Source organism: Geitlerinema sp. PCC 7407 (assembly GCF_000317045.1).
GTDB lineage: Bacteria > Cyanobacteriota > Cyanobacteriia > PCC-7407 > PCC-7407 > PCC-7407.
On record NC_019703.1, the window covers coordinates 1,916,916 to 1,931,852 of the forward strand.

At 59.6% G+C, this 14,937-nt stretch carries 11 protein-coding genes; 4 read left to right on the forward strand and 7 right to left on the reverse strand.

Annotation, left to right across the window (positions count from 1 at the left end; all coding sequences use genetic code 11):
* The first annotated feature begins 95 nt into the window (after positions 1-95).
* Complete coding sequence (locus GEI7407_RS08110; RefSeq protein WP_015171660.1) at positions 96-1,013, forward strand: alpha/beta fold hydrolase; 918 nt, start codon at positions 96-98, stop codon at positions 1,011-1,013.
* 99 nt (positions 1,014-1,112) lie between these two features.
* Positions 1,113-3,047 (forward strand): hypothetical protein, encoded by a 1,935-nt coding sequence (locus tag GEI7407_RS19415; protein ID WP_015171661.1) that lies wholly within the window; start codon positions 1,113-1,115, stop codon positions 3,045-3,047.
* A 556-nt stretch (positions 3,048-3,603) separates the two neighbouring features.
* Here the strand turns inward: GEI7407_RS19415 and GEI7407_RS08120 are convergent.
* The 3 genes from GEI7407_RS08120 to GEI7407_RS08130 form a co-directional block, all read right to left on the reverse strand.
* On the reverse strand, positions 3,604-5,004 hold the full coding sequence (locus tag GEI7407_RS08120; protein WP_015171662.1) for an LCP family protein: 1,401 nt from the start codon (positions 5,002-5,004) through the stop codon (positions 3,604-3,606).
* Between the two features lie 403 nt (positions 5,005-5,407).
* Positions 5,408-5,848, reverse strand: coding sequence for a hypothetical protein (locus GEI7407_RS08125; RefSeq protein WP_223294500.1), 441 nt, complete (start codon positions 5,846-5,848; stop codon positions 5,408-5,410).
* Positions 5,815-6,231 (reverse strand): hypothetical protein, encoded by a 417-nt coding sequence (locus GEI7407_RS08130; RefSeq protein WP_015171664.1) that lies wholly within the window; start codon positions 6,229-6,231, stop codon positions 5,815-5,817. The genes GEI7407_RS08125 and GEI7407_RS08130 overlap by 34 nt, the downstream gene beginning before the upstream one ends.
* Before the next feature lie 387 nt (positions 6,232-6,618).
* Between GEI7407_RS08130 and GEI7407_RS08135 the strand changes: the two genes are divergently transcribed.
* Positions 6,619-8,220, forward strand: a complete 1,602-nt coding sequence (locus GEI7407_RS08135) for an adenylate/guanylate cyclase domain-containing protein (RefSeq protein WP_015171665.1) — start codon at positions 6,619-6,621, stop codon at positions 8,218-8,220.
* A 308-nt stretch (positions 8,221-8,528) separates the two neighbouring features.
* Positions 8,529-10,028, forward strand: coding sequence for a diguanylate cyclase domain-containing protein (locus GEI7407_RS08140; protein WP_015171666.1), 1,500 nt, complete (start codon positions 8,529-8,531; stop codon positions 10,026-10,028).
* Here GEI7407_RS08140 and ruvA read toward each other — a convergent pair.
* The 4 genes from ruvA to GEI7407_RS08160 form a co-directional block, all read right to left on the reverse strand.
* Positions 10,018-10,641 carry a Holliday junction branch migration protein RuvA gene (gene ruvA / locus GEI7407_RS08145; protein ID WP_015171667.1) on the reverse strand — a complete coding sequence of 208 codons (624 nt, stop codon included), beginning with the start codon at positions 10,639-10,641 and terminating at the stop codon, positions 10,018-10,020. The genes GEI7407_RS08140 and ruvA overlap by 11 nt on opposite strands.
* Positions 10,638-11,396 (reverse strand): sucrose-phosphate phosphatase, encoded by a 759-nt coding sequence (locus GEI7407_RS08150; protein WP_015171668.1) that lies wholly within the window; start codon positions 11,394-11,396, stop codon positions 10,638-10,640. Before GEI7407_RS08150 ends, ruvA begins: the two co-directional genes overlap by 4 nt.
* 161 nt (positions 11,397-11,557) lie before the next feature.
* Positions 11,558-13,306 (reverse strand): ABC transporter ATP-binding protein, encoded by a 1,749-nt coding sequence (locus GEI7407_RS08155; RefSeq protein WP_015171669.1) that lies wholly within the window; start codon positions 13,304-13,306, stop codon positions 11,558-11,560.
* 66 nt (positions 13,307-13,372) lie between these two features.
* Complete coding sequence (locus GEI7407_RS08160) at positions 13,373-14,503, reverse strand: YdcF family protein (protein ID WP_015171670.1); 1,131 nt, start codon at positions 14,501-14,503, stop codon at positions 13,373-13,375.
* Between the last annotated feature and the right edge of the window lie 434 nt (positions 14,504-14,937).

Below are 14,937 nucleotides of genomic sequence, written 5' to 3' on the forward strand. Positions count from 1 at the left end.
CCTGGGCGATCGCACCACGATTGCACCGCTGTAAAGTCTTGTAACGAAAACCTTGGCACAATAGAAAAAGACTTTTCCCTATTTTCAAAACTCCTATGAAAGCCCCGAGCCCTCTCGCGATCGCTGCCCTCGATCCTCGCAGTGAAGTCCAAACCTGGCAGTGGCGCGGCATGCCCATCGCCTACCAATCTCAGGGCGATCGCGGCCCTGCCATCGTCTTGATCCATGGCTTTGGGGCATCGTGGGGCCACTGGCGCAAAAATATCCCGGCGCTGGCGGTCGTGGGCCGAGTGTTCGCGCTGGATCTGCTGGGTTTCGGCAAGTCGGCCAAGCCAGATCCCCAGGGCGATGTGCCCTACACCTTCGAGACCTGGAGCCAGCAGATCCGAGATTTTTGCCAAGAAGTGGTTGGGGGACCGGCCTTCTTGGTGGGCAACTCCATCGGCTGCATTGTCGCCATGCAGGCCGCGGTGGATGGTCCTGAGCTGGTGCGGGGCGTGGCGCTGCTGAACTGCTCTCTGCGCTTGCTGCACGATCGGCGGCGATCGCGCTTGTCCTGGCCGCGCCGGGTCGGAGCGCCTCTGGTTCAGCGGCTTTTCACCCAGCGCTGGCTAGGGGCGATCTTCTTTCGGCAGCTGGCGCGCCCAAACACCGTCCGCAAGATCTTGCAGCAGGCCTACTATTCTGAGGCCGCAGTGACCGATGAGCTGGTCGAAATGTTGATGGAACCTGCCGCCGATCCGGGCGCAGTAGATGTGTTTTTGGCCTTTACCCGCTACTCCCAGGGGCCGCTGCCGGAGGACTTGCTGGAGGTGCTGCCCTGTCCGGCCCTGCTGCTGTGGGGAGAGTCGGATCCTTGGGAGCCGATCGAGCTGGGGCGATCGCTCGCCAACTATCCCTGCGTGGAAAATTTCATTCCGCTGCGGAACGCGGGGCACTGTCCCCAAGACGAGATTCCGGAGGTAGTGAACCCCATTCTCCAGGCCTGGATTTTGCAAAAATCCGTTCACTGACGGGATACCATGACTGTAAAGGCTGTCAGTTTGGGAAAAATTTTCCCAGCACGAGCGCCTTTTGTGCTGTCTTAAGCTATCTCGCCAGAATTCGCCACAATGATTGACGCCGCTGGACTCTTCCTCCTGTACCTGGTTATTTTGTCGTGGGTTGTGAGCCGCGCCCAGTCCGAAAAGGACGGGACCACTCTGGAAATTCCCCCCGTGACGCTGCCCGACTTGGAGGCCATGATTTCCTCTGCTTGGCAGGATCCTGCTGAGGAGGAAACGCTGCTGTTGGAGTCCGATGTCTGGGCGGAGCCACCGCCCGCGCGTCAGATGGCGATACCGGCAGAAGACGAGGACGAGGAAGAAATCGAGGAGCCGGCTGGGGTAATGCCGAGCGTCGAAATCACCGAGCCCAGCAGCACTGAGGAATCGAGCTCAGCCTGGAACGCGCCCGAAGATGAGGTCGAGGCAGCGCAGGTTTTTGCGGAAGCCCCTGCGCCGGAAGCGTTTGAGGTGGCGGAACCGGAAGCAGTGATTGCTGAACCCGAGTCTGAAATGCTTGAGGCAGCTGAACCGGAAGCCGAACCCGAAGCAGTGATTGCTGAACCTGAACCTGAAGCGCTTGAGGTGGAGATAGAACCGGAAGCCGCGATCGCAGAGCCTGAACCTGAAGCGCTTGAGGAAGCCGAGCCGGAAGCCGCGATCGCAGAGCCTGAGACAGCAGAGGCAGAGCAAGTGATTGCTGAATTTGAGGCTGAAGGGGATGCGGCTGAGGTGGCGACAGAGCCTGAAGCCGCGATCGCAGAACCGGAGGTTTCAGAGCCTGCGCCCTTGGAGCCAGAGGCCCCAGAAGCGGATCCAGTCGTTGCTGAAGTGCCTGAACCTGAAGCGGTTGAAGAGGTAGCAGAGCCGGAACCAGAAGTACCGGAAGCGGCGATCGCAGAGCCTGAGGTGTCTGAACCGGACGCTGTTGAAGAATCGGACGCCCCAGAAACGAATCAAGCCGTTGCTGAGGCACCTGAACCGGCAGCGATCGCCGAGGGCGCTGCGACAGAACCAGAAGCTTCTGAGGCCGAGCCTCCTGCGCAGGAAACTGCTGATGCGGAGGCGACAGAGCCCGCAGCTGTCGAAGAGCCGATCGCCGAGGACGCCGTGGCTGAACCGGAGGCGATCGCCCACCCAGAAAGCTCTGAAGAGCCGGTGGCTGAGGCAGGTTCAGCGGTTGAGGCACCGGCCGAAGAGCCGATTGCCGAGGAACCGGAGGCGATCGCCGAAGAGAGTCCAGAGGAACCAGAGCCAGAGGAACCAGAGCCAGAGGAACCAGAGCCAGAGGAACCAGAGCCAGAGGAACCAGAGACTGTTGTGGTTGCAGAGGAGCCGGAGGCGATCGCGACTGAGCAACCTGCTGAAGAACCGGAGAGCCCTGAGGCGGCGGCAGAACCTGAACCGGCTGCCGCTGAGCAGTCCTTGGCTGAGCCTGAGGCCGCTGCGCCCATCGAAACGGCCTCGCTATCTGACGACGTTTTCATCGATGAAAACGTCGAGTTTGTGGTTGCCGAACCCTTCATGGACGAGCCGTTTCTGGACGAAGTCTATGACGTGAGTCCAGAGCCCTTCATGGACGAGCCGTTTCTGGATGATGAGCCTGCGATCGCCTCCCAGGAACTTCAGTATGAGGACCATGAACCCGAGTCAGCCGCCGATCCTGAGGCCTTTCCGGAAGACGTCGCTGGGATAGAGGAGCAGGCTCCTGTTGTCCCGCCGGAGGCGATCGCAGAGCCTGTCTCCGAAGCGCCCGATGCCGAACCAGATAGCCCCGAGGCCCCACCCGCCAAGAGCATTGATCAGCTACTGTCTAGTGGTTCTAGCCAGTCTGCCGCTAAGAAATCAAAGCCGATTGACTCCATCCTAGAGTCACCGGCTGCTCAGCCCGCGCCTTTCTCCCTGGATCCGGCTGAACCTGACATCTCAGAAGACAAGCTCCTCGAACCCTGGAAGATGCTGGGAGATACAGCTGCCTCCCTGCGTCTGAAGGGACCGCAGTAGATTCTGAAGCTCTGTAGACACCCAGAAAAGTAAGAGAGAAAAGCAAGAGAGCGATCGCCCGTCGGGCGATCGCTCTCTTTTGGGTTCTCAGGGCGAGCGGGTGGTGAGGGGGCGATCGCCGCTATTCGTGACATACTCCTACGCTGATACTGACGTATGCAGCGTAGGCTTCTCAGTGACCCCTGGTATCCCATCGGGCGTTTCCTGAGCTTTATTGACGATACGGGATGCCCCACCGCACCGGAACAATACAAAGAGTGTTGTTCTCTCCTTTGTACTGCTGGAATTTTACCTGCCCACAGATGCGACAACGCATCGTCTGTTTCCAGGCAGAACCCCATATTCCAGGTTGTCAAGGTTCAAGTTTCAGGGCGGCGATTAGCTCAAACCCTTAGCCTGATTATCTCACACCCGTTTTGCATCATGAGAGATTTGCTCGTTTTCTCCATCTCCCCTGCTCGGACCTGCGGCATAGGTCAGAGAAGTGTCGTTCGTTCGTTCGCATTCATCTCAACGCCAAATCAAAGATTATGGCGTGAGGCTTCTGCTGCTTTGGCTAATTGCCGTATCGCCGAATCCAGTCCTGGCCAAGCTGGACCGTCACATCCGATCGCAGCTCTCCCGTGCTCTCCACTCGCACCTCTCCCAGACCCAGCACCTGGCGCACGGCTTCGGCGCTTTCCACGTCGCCCTGCTGAGCCACGATCCGAGTCACCTGCAAGGGCTCTTGGCGCGGCGTGTCCACGTAGACATCCCCAAACCCAGCATTGCCCAGCACATCAATCACAGACTGCGGCGCGTCATAGTCTCCAGTGCTATCTTGGATCGCCACTCTCAAGTAAGCCGGTGGCGTAGCCGCAACCTCGCTGTAGCCCAGCCCAAAATGCTGCGCCATCATCGTGTCAATCCGCGATGGGTCAGGAATCCAGTAGCTGGCCTCGTACTCATCCGCAGCGCTGAAGCGTCCAGGCACCATCAGCATCTCGACATTGCTGCGCTCGGTGCGAGAGGCAAAGCCAACCAAAGCTACCAATTCCTCAACCGTCAAGTTGGTGTCCAGATTTTCTTGGATCACCGACAAAATTTTGGGTAGACGTGCGATCGTCGTGGGGTTGAGGGCCTGCTCCTTGAGAGCGCGAATGAAGGTCTGCTGGCGCTGAACTCGACCAATATCGCCATAGTTGTCATAGCGAAACCGCAGAAACTGCAAGGCTTCCTTGCCATTGAGATGCTGCTTGCCAGCCTTGAGGTTGATGTAGAGGTGCTGGCTATCGTCCTGGTACTTCATGTCCTGGGGGACGTACAGGGTGACGCCGCCCAGCGCATCAATCAGCTTCTCGACCCCCTGAACGTTGATTCGAACGTAGCGATCGACTCCGACACCCCCTAGGAGCTCACTGGTCGCGCGAGCTGCGAGAGCCGGGCCGCCATAGCTATTTGCCGCGTTGATTTTGCTGGTGCCGACGTTCTCGATGTAGGCGCGAGTATCGCGGGGAATCGAGAGGAGCGCAAGGGCCTGACGGCTAGGGTCAAAGCGCACCAGCATCATGGTGTCGCTGAGGCCGTCAAAGGAGTTGACCAAGGCGTGATAGCCCAAATCCTGCTGTGGCGCTGTGTCGAGGTCAGAAGTCAGGACTTTGGTGCCCAGGATGAGGATGTTGACGGGCCGCGTCAGCTCGGGCAGCCGCAGGTTCATCTTGGTCGAGATGCTCTCTTCTTCGGTGAAGACTTCGGCTTCCTCGGCGGTGAGCTGACGCTGCATGAGGGGAGTCGCAGACAGCGAGACGGCCAGGAGCGCACCGGCGGTGGCTGAGAGCATGGCAACCCCCGTCAGCCCAAAAAGCATCCACATCCAGCGGATGCTGCTACTGCGTTTGGGGGCTTTGCGAGGCGGGGGAGCTTTTTTGCGGATTTGCTTGGGGGGACTTTGATAGGTCGGGGGTTTGCGGCTTGACACAGATTTCCTCACACACCAATGCCAGTAGGGATCGCTAAAAGGCCGGCTGCCTGAGTCACTCATTCCGGCAGAATTAGCGTGTTCAGGAGCTTTTGCCAACTTTTCAAGCTTGTTATAGCAGGATTCTCGACGCTTTCGAGTAATCTGGCTGGAGTTTTCACGGGAGTTCACGTGAAAGAGGAGCCAGACGATCGGTCCCAGAGTTGGCGATCGCGCCTAAAAAGGCTCGAATATCCCTGGCTACTGCCACTTTTGCCCCTATCGGACAATTTTTGTAGCGCCTAATGGCGGAAACTTTCTGACAATTTCTTTAGAGTTGCCTTGAGCTGCTTCTTGGGCCTGCTCATGGCTGGGAGATCCTGAGGGGCTTGGGTAGGATCCACAAGCGTTCTGTCTGAGGGGGTCATGGCAGGCGATCGCCCAGGCGGCTGAGCACCGGCAACCGAATCCGCTTGCGTCGCCACACCTTGAACATCAGCCACAGACTGCCCAAAAAATAGCCCGAGGTGACCAGGCTGCTGGTCAGCAGCAGCGGCACAGAGACGCCGTCGCCGGGGTGAGCTCCAGCCTCGATCAGGAGATGGCTCACCAGCCAGGTCAGAGCCATCACGATGGCGAGGCGGCTGACGTTGCGCTCGTCTCGGGTGCCCTGGCGCCGATAGAGCGTCCACAGCGCCGGGAAGAAACCCACAACGGGCAACAAGTAAATCAAAAGCTTCAGGCGGCGAGTCTCGGGGGACTCCAGAAGGTCTAGGTTGGGGTCATCCATGGCGGTGCCGGTTGCAAGATCGGTGGCGCGATCGCGCCCCGTCAAAATCGTTTCCAGTAGGGGCGTCCTTTCCAAAAGATGCCCAAAACTGAGCCCAGAAATTCGGGCTGATCCAGGGGAAATACGATGGGCAACCAAGGAATCAGGCCCCGCAGATACAGGCTGAGGCCCAGGCACAGCACCAGCGCCCACAGGACGCCGCTGTTGATGATCACCTGGGGGAAGACCCGCTCGAGTAGATAAACGGCCAAAGCGCCTGCTCCTAGGCCCACAAGGGCTGTGGCGATCAGGCCAAAAACTGACAAAAACAGGCCAATGCTTTGATTGATCACCGGCAGAGATAGCGCTCCCCAGACCAGCACGATTTCGATGGCCATCACCAGCAGGGTGGTCAGCAGCGCGTCCTGGATCAGGGGCTTCCAGGGCAAAAATCGTAGTCGACGCAGGGGATTGGCCATGGGCTGAGATCGAGGTAACGCCTCGATTGTAGCGTGGCTGCGGGGCGCGATCGCCCCTGGGCAAAGGGGGATGGTGTCTGGGGCGACTAGTGTCGGCGACAATGTCAGAGATTGTGAGAGATTGCCAAAAACCCCAGGGAATTTTTGCGGGTAGGGCTGACGGGTAATCGTAGAGGTGGGAGGGAGAGGAGTGTGCCGTTTGACGCATAAAAAATGGTGATTTTGGGGGTGCGGAGTTTGCCCTTATGACGGAAGCTGGAGAACGTCCCTAAACGCTATGGTGGAAGTGCTCCCCGCCCCATAGTGAGTCTGGGAGCCGCTCTGATGAGGGACCAGGGGCGATCGCCCCGCGTTTTGTCCTAGCCCCCGCGTTTGCTTGTAAAGTTGATGGACGACAAGTTCCTGACCTTGAACCACGATCTGCGATCGCAGTCTTTGCCACCTTCTGGAGAGCCACTGCCTGAGGCTGCCTCCGAAATCGATTCCCCCAACGGCGCGACCGACCCCAAGATGGCTGGGGCGTTGCTGACGATCGTTGGCTGCGCATCGGATATAGCGGAGCAGGTGGCCGCCTTGCTGCAGGGCTGTGGGTATCAGGTGCAGCGGCTCACCAAAACTGAGAATTTGCTCGAAGAACTGGCGGCCCTCCAGCCCAGCTTGATCTTGCTGGGGATGGGACAGCTGCCCAGCTACGACCTGTGCTGCCGCCTCAAGGCCGACGCCGCCACCCAAGACATTCCGGTGGTGTTTTTGTGCGCCAACAGCGACTTTGTCAGCAAGAACAAAGTATTTGAAGTCGGAGCGGCGGACTATCTCACCCTGCCGCTCCAGCCCGAAGAGGCGATCGCCCGCGTTAATCACCAGCTCAACCTCGCCCACCAGACCCACCGGCTCCACCAGGAAAGCCAGCAGCGAGAGCAGGCCCTGCGCGATCGCCAGCAGGCCGAAGACAGATACCGCAGCATCTTCGAGAACGCCACCGAAGGCATCTTTCAAGCCTCCATAGAAGGCCGCTTTATCGACGTCAACCCTGCCCTGGCCCGCTTCTACGGCTACGACTCCCCCGAAGACCTGATTAGCAGCATCACCAACATCGGGCAGCAGCTCTACGTCCAGCCCAAGCGCCGGGACGAGCTGCTCGTCTACCTGCGCCAGTTTGGCCAGATCTCCGAAGCCGAATCCCAGGTCTATCGCAAGGACGGCAGCAAGATCTGGATTGCCGAAAATATCTGGGTCGTGCACGACGAAGCTGGGCGCATCCTCTATTTGGAGGGAACGGTCCTCGACATCACCGAGCGCCACCAAATGGAAGTGGAGCTGCGCCAGCAGCGCCAGCAGGCCGAGTCTCTCTTGGGCAACATCCTGCCCTACCAGATTGCTCGCCGTCTTCAGATGAGCCGCCGGACGATCGCCGATAGTTTTGAGGAAGTGACGGTCCTGTTTGCAGACTTGGTGGGCTTTACGGAGCTGGCTATGGCCCTGCCGCCTTCGGAGCTGGTGGCGCTGCTGAACCAGATCTTTTCGGTATTTGACGGCTTGGCCGAGCGCGCCAGCCTCGAAAAAATCAAGACGATCGGGGATGCCTATATGGTGGCGGCGGGACTGCCCAAGCCCCGCAAGGACCACGCAGAGGCGATCGCCCACATCGCCCTTGACATGCAAGCGGCCATTCAGCGCTTTCGACGGCCCAATGGCGACCCCTTCCAGCTGCGCATCGGCATCAACACGGGGCTGGTGGTCGCTGGCGTGATCGGCGTCAAGAAGCTCACCTACGACCTCTGGGGCGACACCGTAAATGTCGCCAGCCGCATGGAATCTACGGGAGAACCCGGTCGAATCCAGGTTACAGCCAGCACCTACGATCGCATCAAGACAAAATTTCTGTTTGAAGAGCGCGGCACCGTGTCCATCAAAGGGCGCGGAGAAATGACCACCTACTGGCTGACGGGCTGCCAAGAACCGACCCCATTGTCTGGCCCTGCCAAATAACTTTTTGCTAGAAAGGCTTGTTCCGGCTGGCGCTCTGGGAACAATGGGCCAATCGCCTAAGAAATGATGAAGACTCGCGCGATCTAGCTTGCGCTCTTGAGCTTTTGGGGTAGAGCCTAGAAGTCGAGAGCGCGGCAGGCGATCGAGGGGTGAGCGTGACGTCTGGGGCGGGAGATGGGCAAGATCAAAACAGCGAATGATGCAACTTTTCTGATGGCTTTGTCACTGACGAATTTGACGGATTTGACGGATTTGTCAACAGTTTGCTTGGCAGTGAGGGTGAGCCCTTGTGTCCGCTAGCGGCAACGATGTCAGCAACGATTTTGCTGGTTGATGATCAGCCGGATGAGCTGCGGCTGCTGTCGGCCATTTTGATGGATCAGGGCTACCGAGTTCGCAAGGCGATCAGTGGTGAGATGGCGCTCAAAAGCATCGAGTTTGAGCTGCCAGACTTGGTGCTGCTAGACATCCGGATGCCCGGCATGAACGGCTTTGAGCTGTGTTCTGTGCTGAAGATGTCGGGCAATATGAAAGACATTCCGGTGATTTTCCTCAGCGGCTTAGATCTGCTCGAAGACAAGGTCCGCGCCTTTGAGATGGGCGGTGCGGACTACATCACGAAGCCGTTTCATCTGGAGGAGGTGCTGATGCGCATTGGTCATCAGCTGACGATCCAGCAGCAGCGCCGCCAGCTTATAGACCAAAATCGGCTGCTCCTCGCGGAGGTCCGGGAGCGCAAACGCATTGAGACGATGATGCGTCAGCAGGCGCGGCGGGAAAAGCTGCTCAGCGCTATCACGTCCCGGATTCGGCAGTCGCTGGATCTGACGGCCATCCTCAAGACGACGGTGGAGGAGGTGCGGGTGCTGCTCCAGGTCGATCGGGTGGTGATCGATCCCCTGGGAGCGGGGGGGGAGTCGGTGGAGTCGGTGCGATCGCCCGATTTGTCGGTGCAGGGCCGGGTAACAGCTCAGTGGTCGCCCGATCATCCCTGCTGGAACCACTTTTTGCAAAATCGCTTGTTCTTGGTAGATGACGTGACGGCGGAGGATGCCCAGGGGTGGTGCGGTGGCTGGCTGCGCGATCTGGCGGTGCAGGCGGCGCTGGTGCTGCCGATTTTGCAGGGCGATCGCCTGTGGGGGCTGCTGGCGGCCCACCAGTGCACGGCGCTGCGGCCCTGGCAGCCCTGGGAGGTGGAGCTGATTCGCCAGGTGACGGCTCAGTTGGCGATCGCCATTGACCAGTCGGAGCTGTATTTGCAGCTCCAGCAGGCCAACCAGGCCCTGCAAGCGCTGGCCACTCTCGACGGCTTGACCCAGGTGGCTAACCGTCGCCGGTTTGACGAGTTTTTGGCGGTGGAGTGGCAGCGGGCTCTGCGCGAGGGCCAGCCGATCACGCTGATTTTGTGTGATGTTGACTATTTCAAGCGCTACAACGACACCCAGGGACACCAGCAGGGGGACGACTGTCTGCGGCTGGTGGCTCAGGGCATTCAGCAGGTGGTGCAGCGTCCGGCGGACCTGGTAGCGCGCTACGGGGGAGAGGAGTTTGTGGTGATCTTGCCCAATACGCACCTCAAGGGGGGAATGCGGGTAGCAGAAAAGATCCGAGCGGCGATCGCAGCGTTGGCGATCCCCCATCCGGCCTCCACGGTCAGTCCTTGGATTACGGTGAGTTTGGGCGTGGGCTGTCTGCGGCCCCGGCCCAAGCGGGCGGCCAATGATCTGGTCTCAATCGCGGATCAGGCGCTCTATCAGGCCAAGGCGGAAGGCCGCGATCGCGTTTGTGCGCTGCTGGCTAGCGACTGAGCCAGGCGATCGCCTCCCGAATCCAGGATTCCACATCGCCAGTTTTCGAGAGCACCGCGCTCTGGCCCACGGCCTGAAGGGCTTGGGTGATTTCGCTATTGGTATAGCCCAGGGCCATCAGCGTCATCTCCACGTCTTCCAGGACGCTCAGGCTTGGTCCGGCGCTGGGTGTTGTGGTGAGCCCCGACTGCTGCCGCCACTCGGCCAGCTTGGTGCGCAGCTCTAGGGCGATGCGCTCGGCGGTCTTGGGGCCGACGCCGGGGGTGCGCGCCAGGAGCCGCGTGTTGCCCGAGACGATCGCCTGCACCAGGTCCGTCAGGCCCAGGGTGTCGAGGAGGGCCATAGCCAGCTGGGGGCCGATGCCGCTGACGGCGACCAGTTGCCGAAACAAATCTCGCTCCGCCGCGCTGCCAAAGCCAAACAGCACCATCTGATCTTCGCGGGTTTGCAGGTGGGTAAAGACATGAGTCGTGGCCCCCATTTCCGGCAGCTGTTGCAGAAGTCGGGGGGTGATTTGCACCTCGTAGCCGACCTGGTTGACTTCCAGGAGCAGGATCACTCGGTTCGCGTTTTTGTGAAGGCCGGCGATCGCCCCTTTGAGATAGCCAATCATGGAAATTTTGGTAAAAACCCAAAGTGATTTAGGCCCTCTAGGATACCGCCTGCGCAGGCCGCTTGGGCCAGATAGCGGTTTTCATCCGGATTTTGGCGGTGCCACTCCAGCAGCTCAGCGCGGGCGTTGCCCACGATGATGCCGCGAGCGAGCCCCATTTCAAAAAAGCCGATGTCGTTGCCGGAGTCGCCACAGGCCACCGTGCGGGTCTGGGGCATCTGGTAGCGCGCCTGCAAAAAGGCCATGGCGGTGCCCTTGTTGCCGCCCTTGGGCAAAATGTCGAGGTCTTGGTGGCTGCTGTAGACCAGACGGGCGTCGATGCCCTGGTCCCGCAGGCGATCGCCCAGGAGCGGCAGCACCTCAGTCGCGGCCTCCGGGCTGAGGAAATAGCTGAGCTTGAAGGGGCCTTGCTCTGAGGAAGGCTGGGGCACCAGGTCGGCGAAATGGGCGGTGGTCGCCAAAATGCGATCGCGCTCCCAGCCCGCCGAAAGCTGCTGCGCCCACTCTGGGTCGGGGGTCTGGCTACCGCTGCCATAAATCTCTGTGCCGACGGCCACCACCAGCCCATCGGGCTCTAGCAGGTTTTGCTCAGCCTCCAGCTGGCGATACAGCGTCAGCGATCGCCCCGTGACGTACACGATCTTGGTGCCGTAGCGATCGCGGTGCTCCGCCAAGCGCTGATTGAGCGTGGCCAGCGCCTCGGCGTCCCCCACCAGCGTATTGTCCAGGTCCGTCAGAAAAAGAAAAGCGTCCACGGGTTGCCTCACCTGCGCCCAACAAAGGCAGCAAGAACCGCCAGCTAGCCCCTGAGCTGCCATCGCTGCTCAGTCAAAGGCGCTGACCCCTGCTACTCGGCCCTAGTGTAGCGAGGTCAGCGCCCGCTGACATATTTCCTGGGAAGGGTTTGGGGCGATCGCTAGCGCAAAACCTCCTCCAGCTTTTGCTGATTCCACAGGGACTGGTACAGTCCCGGCTCCTGCACGAGCTCCGCGTGGCTGCCAGACTGGACAATCCGGCCCTGGTCCATCACCAAAATCCGATCCGCCGTCGCCGCCGCCGAAAGCTGGTGAGAAATGAAAATCACCGTCTTTTGCTGGGTGTCCGACGACAGATTGCCCAGAATGCGCGTAGCCGTCTGGTTGTCCACGCTCGAGAGCGCATCATCGAGAATCAAAATCGGCGCATTCACCAGCAGTGCTCGGGCCAGAGACGTGCGCTGGCGCTGTCCTCCCGACAGCGTGATGCCCCGCTCGCCCACCACCGTGGCGTACTGCTGCGGGAAATTTTGGATTTCCTCGTCCATCTGGGCTTGCTTGGCGGACAGCTCCACCTCCGGCATCTCCGCCAGGGGGTCCCCGTAGCGAATATTATTCTTCACCGAGGTGCTAAACAAGAAGCTGTCCTGGGGCACGTAGGCGATCGCCCGTCGGAGGTCCTGCACCGCCACCTGCGTCACATCCTGGTCATCCAGAAAAAGCTGATTGGCCGGAATGTCCAGCAGGCGAGGCAGCGCATTGGCCAGGGTGGACTTGCCCGAGCCAATCGGCCCCACCACCGCCACCGTCTCCCCAGCCCGGATCGAAAAATTCAGATCCTTGAGGGCTGGCGTATCGCTGCCGGGATAGGTGTAGCTGAGTCCGCGCGCCACCAGCTCCCCCTTCACTGCCGCCAGATCCAGCGGCTGGGCAGCCGGCGCATTCTGAATCTCCGGGTGCGTCAGCAAAATCGACTCCACTCGGTCAATACTCACCTCACCCCGCTGATAGGCCGTGATCGTGAAGCCCAGCAGCGCCGTCGGAAACACCAAGCGCTCAACGTACAGAATCAGCGCAATGAAGTCTCCAATGGTGACCGATCCATTGGCGATCGCCCCGGCCCCCAGGGCCAGCAGCACCAGCAAGCTGACATTTGCCAGTCCCTCCAGAATCGGAAACAGCATATTGCGGGTGCGAGCCAGCGCCAAGTTGGCATCCAGCAGCTTTTGGTTGGCCCGGCCAAAGGCATTGCGCTCGTTGTCCTCCTGGGCATAGATCTTCACCAGGGAAATGCCGCTCATGTCCTCCTGGATCAGCTCACTGAGGCCCGACAGCTCCTGCTGCACCACCAGCTGCTCCTTTCGCAGCCGCTCACTAAACAGCTGCACCAGCATCAGCATGATCGGGTAGACGATCAGCGCCATCAAACTGAGCTTGACGTTGATCGAGAGCATCACCGGCAGCGTGAAGGCATAGGCAAACACCGTATTTGCCAAACTCAGCACGGCAAAGCCCAGCAGCCGACGAATATTGTCCACATCGCTGGTGGCCCGGTTGATCAGATCGCCGACGGTGTTGTTGGCGAAATACGATGGCTCCAGGGTGAGCAAATGCTCAAAAATCTTCTGCTTGAGGTCAAATTCGACCCGGCGCCCCACGCCAAACAGCGCGATGCGGGACACCATCCGGATCACCCACATAACGCTGGCGAGCACGAACACAATCACGACATAGTACAGAATCTGGTCCATACTGAACGTGACTTGCAGGTCGTCAATGCCGTTGCGAATCACCAGGGGCAGGTATACCCCCAGAGCATTGACGATCAGCAGCGCCCCAATGCCGAGCGTGGCCTGTCGCCAGTGAGGGCGCAAATAGGTACCGAGCTTTTGAAGCTGTGTGCGAGCCATGTTCCTGTCCTACCAACCTTTTGATCCTAGTACCCCGCTGGGATGATTGGACGGCTAGTAGCGCGTCTAGGTCGCAGAACAGCGGCCAGAAGCAAGGAGCGCCACGGGCTGGGAAGCGGGCGAGGAAGCGAGGGACGGGGCGATCGCGCTGCGAGGCGTGGGCGGATTCGGGCAGTCTGCGATCGTGCGATTGGGACCCAGCCAGCCGCGCAGGAAGTAGTACAGGGAGCCAAAGTACTCCTGAATAATCTCAGTGGTGATCACCAGCGCCTTCGCGCTGGGCAGCATGTCCTGGATGACGATCCGGCGCCGGGGCCCACCGCTGCCCGCCGTGGTCTGAAAGTCCGTTGCGAGCGGCAAAATGCGCACGTCGCGAAACTGGCTGAGAGCGCCTTCGAAGGCAAGTCTGGCCCGATTGACGCTGAGGGCCGACGTTACCAAAATGAGGTTGCCCTGGAGCTCGGGGCGATTTTGCAGCAGCCGCCGCGTTGTGAGGGTGCTCTCGCGCAGGCTTTCGCTGCGATCGTCCGAAATAATCGCGTCTTGCGGCACCCCAAACTGCACCAGCAGCTCCACCACGTCCGTCGTTTCGCTGCGCTGCTGCGGATTTCCCCCCTGAAAGTTGGGCCGCTCCCCCGCCAGCGCAATCACCCGCGCCCGATACTCATCGTACAGATCTGCCGCCAGCCGCAGGCGATCGCCCGACTCCGTCAGCTCGATCAGCGGACGCGGTGGCAGCCCGGGCCGGGTTGTGTTTTGGGCCAAGACTACAATGCCCTCCACGCTGGCGGCATCCTGAGTACTCAAAAACGTCTGGGTTTGGCAGTTCAGCTCGGTCGCATACGCCTCCACCCGCTGAGACAGGTAGTAAGCCACAAAAGGCGTACTGGCAATGTAGAGAAACACCAAAACCCACGCAATCGGGCTTGTGGCCAGCACCCGAAAATCCTTGCGCGGGACCGTCAGCGCCAGCCCCAGCAGCACCACCCCCAAGGGCGTCAAAGGTAGAGAAAGAATGCTCCAAATATCTGAAACCGTATTGTCGGTGGGGTTCAAAAATGCCAGAACCAAAAACAGCGCCAGCACCACAAAGCCCAAGGCGTTATAAAACGCCGGACTGATCAGGCGACGCAGCACGTACCACACCAACAGCCCCAGCAGCAGCCACAGCAAAATTCGGGTGAGCTGCTCGAACATAGACCTTCTACTCCTCCGGGGTTTCCCTAGCGAATGTCGCTGACTACGCCCGCTAATGTAGCAGTCCCTGGGCGATCGCACTCAAACTCCGGGTGCCAATTTTGCTAGCGCTGCCAAAAAATCCGTTGATGCCCCGATCAAACAAACGGGCGATCGCCTCTAGGCCGCCTTCCCCGACAATCTCCCTTGATTTTTGACAAAATTGACCCTAAAAAGCCCTATAAATCGTTCAATTCCCGTAGAAATTCGGAGCACTTCTTAAAGCTACTTGACAAAGCAACTTTTTTCTTTAACGTTGCCTCCAAACTCCTGAAGTACCATCGTAATTATCGAAAGAAAACCTTTAGAAAGCGCCTCTGTTTGTTTTCTTGGGCCATTCCTAGCAAGTTTCTGAGGGCATCCCACTCCAACCATGGATTGGCCCTCGAACCGTT

What these genes read in the sequence shown, in the direction of transcription:
- GEI7407_RS19415 (WP_015171661.1), top strand. Translation starts at nt 1,113, where the DNA reads ATGATTGACGCCGCTGGACTCTTCCTCCTGTACCTGGTTATTTTGTCG.
- GEI7407_RS08130 (WP_015171664.1), bottom strand. Translation starts at nt 6,231, where the DNA reads ATGGCCAATCCCCTGCGTCGACTACGATTTTTGCCCTGGAAGCCCCTG.
- GEI7407_RS08135 (WP_015171665.1), top strand. Translation starts at nt 6,619, where the DNA reads ATGGACGACAAGTTCCTGACCTTGAACCACGATCTGCGATCGCAGTCT.
- GEI7407_RS08110 (WP_015171660.1), top strand. Translation starts at nt 96, where the DNA reads ATGAAAGCCCCGAGCCCTCTCGCGATCGCTGCCCTCGATCCTCGCAGT.
- ruvA (WP_015171667.1), bottom strand. Translation starts at nt 10,641, where the DNA reads ATGATTGGCTATCTCAAAGGGGCGATCGCCGGCCTTCACAAAAACGCG.
- GEI7407_RS08155 (WP_015171669.1), bottom strand. Translation starts at nt 13,306, where the DNA reads ATGGCTCGCACACAGCTTCAAAAGCTCGGTACCTATTTGCGCCCTCAC.
- GEI7407_RS08140 (WP_015171666.1), top strand. Translation starts at nt 8,529, where the DNA reads ATGTCAGCAACGATTTTGCTGGTTGATGATCAGCCGGATGAGCTGCGG.
- GEI7407_RS08160 (WP_015171670.1), bottom strand. Translation starts at nt 14,503, where the DNA reads ATGTTCGAGCAGCTCACCCGAATTTTGCTGTGGCTGCTGCTGGGGCTG.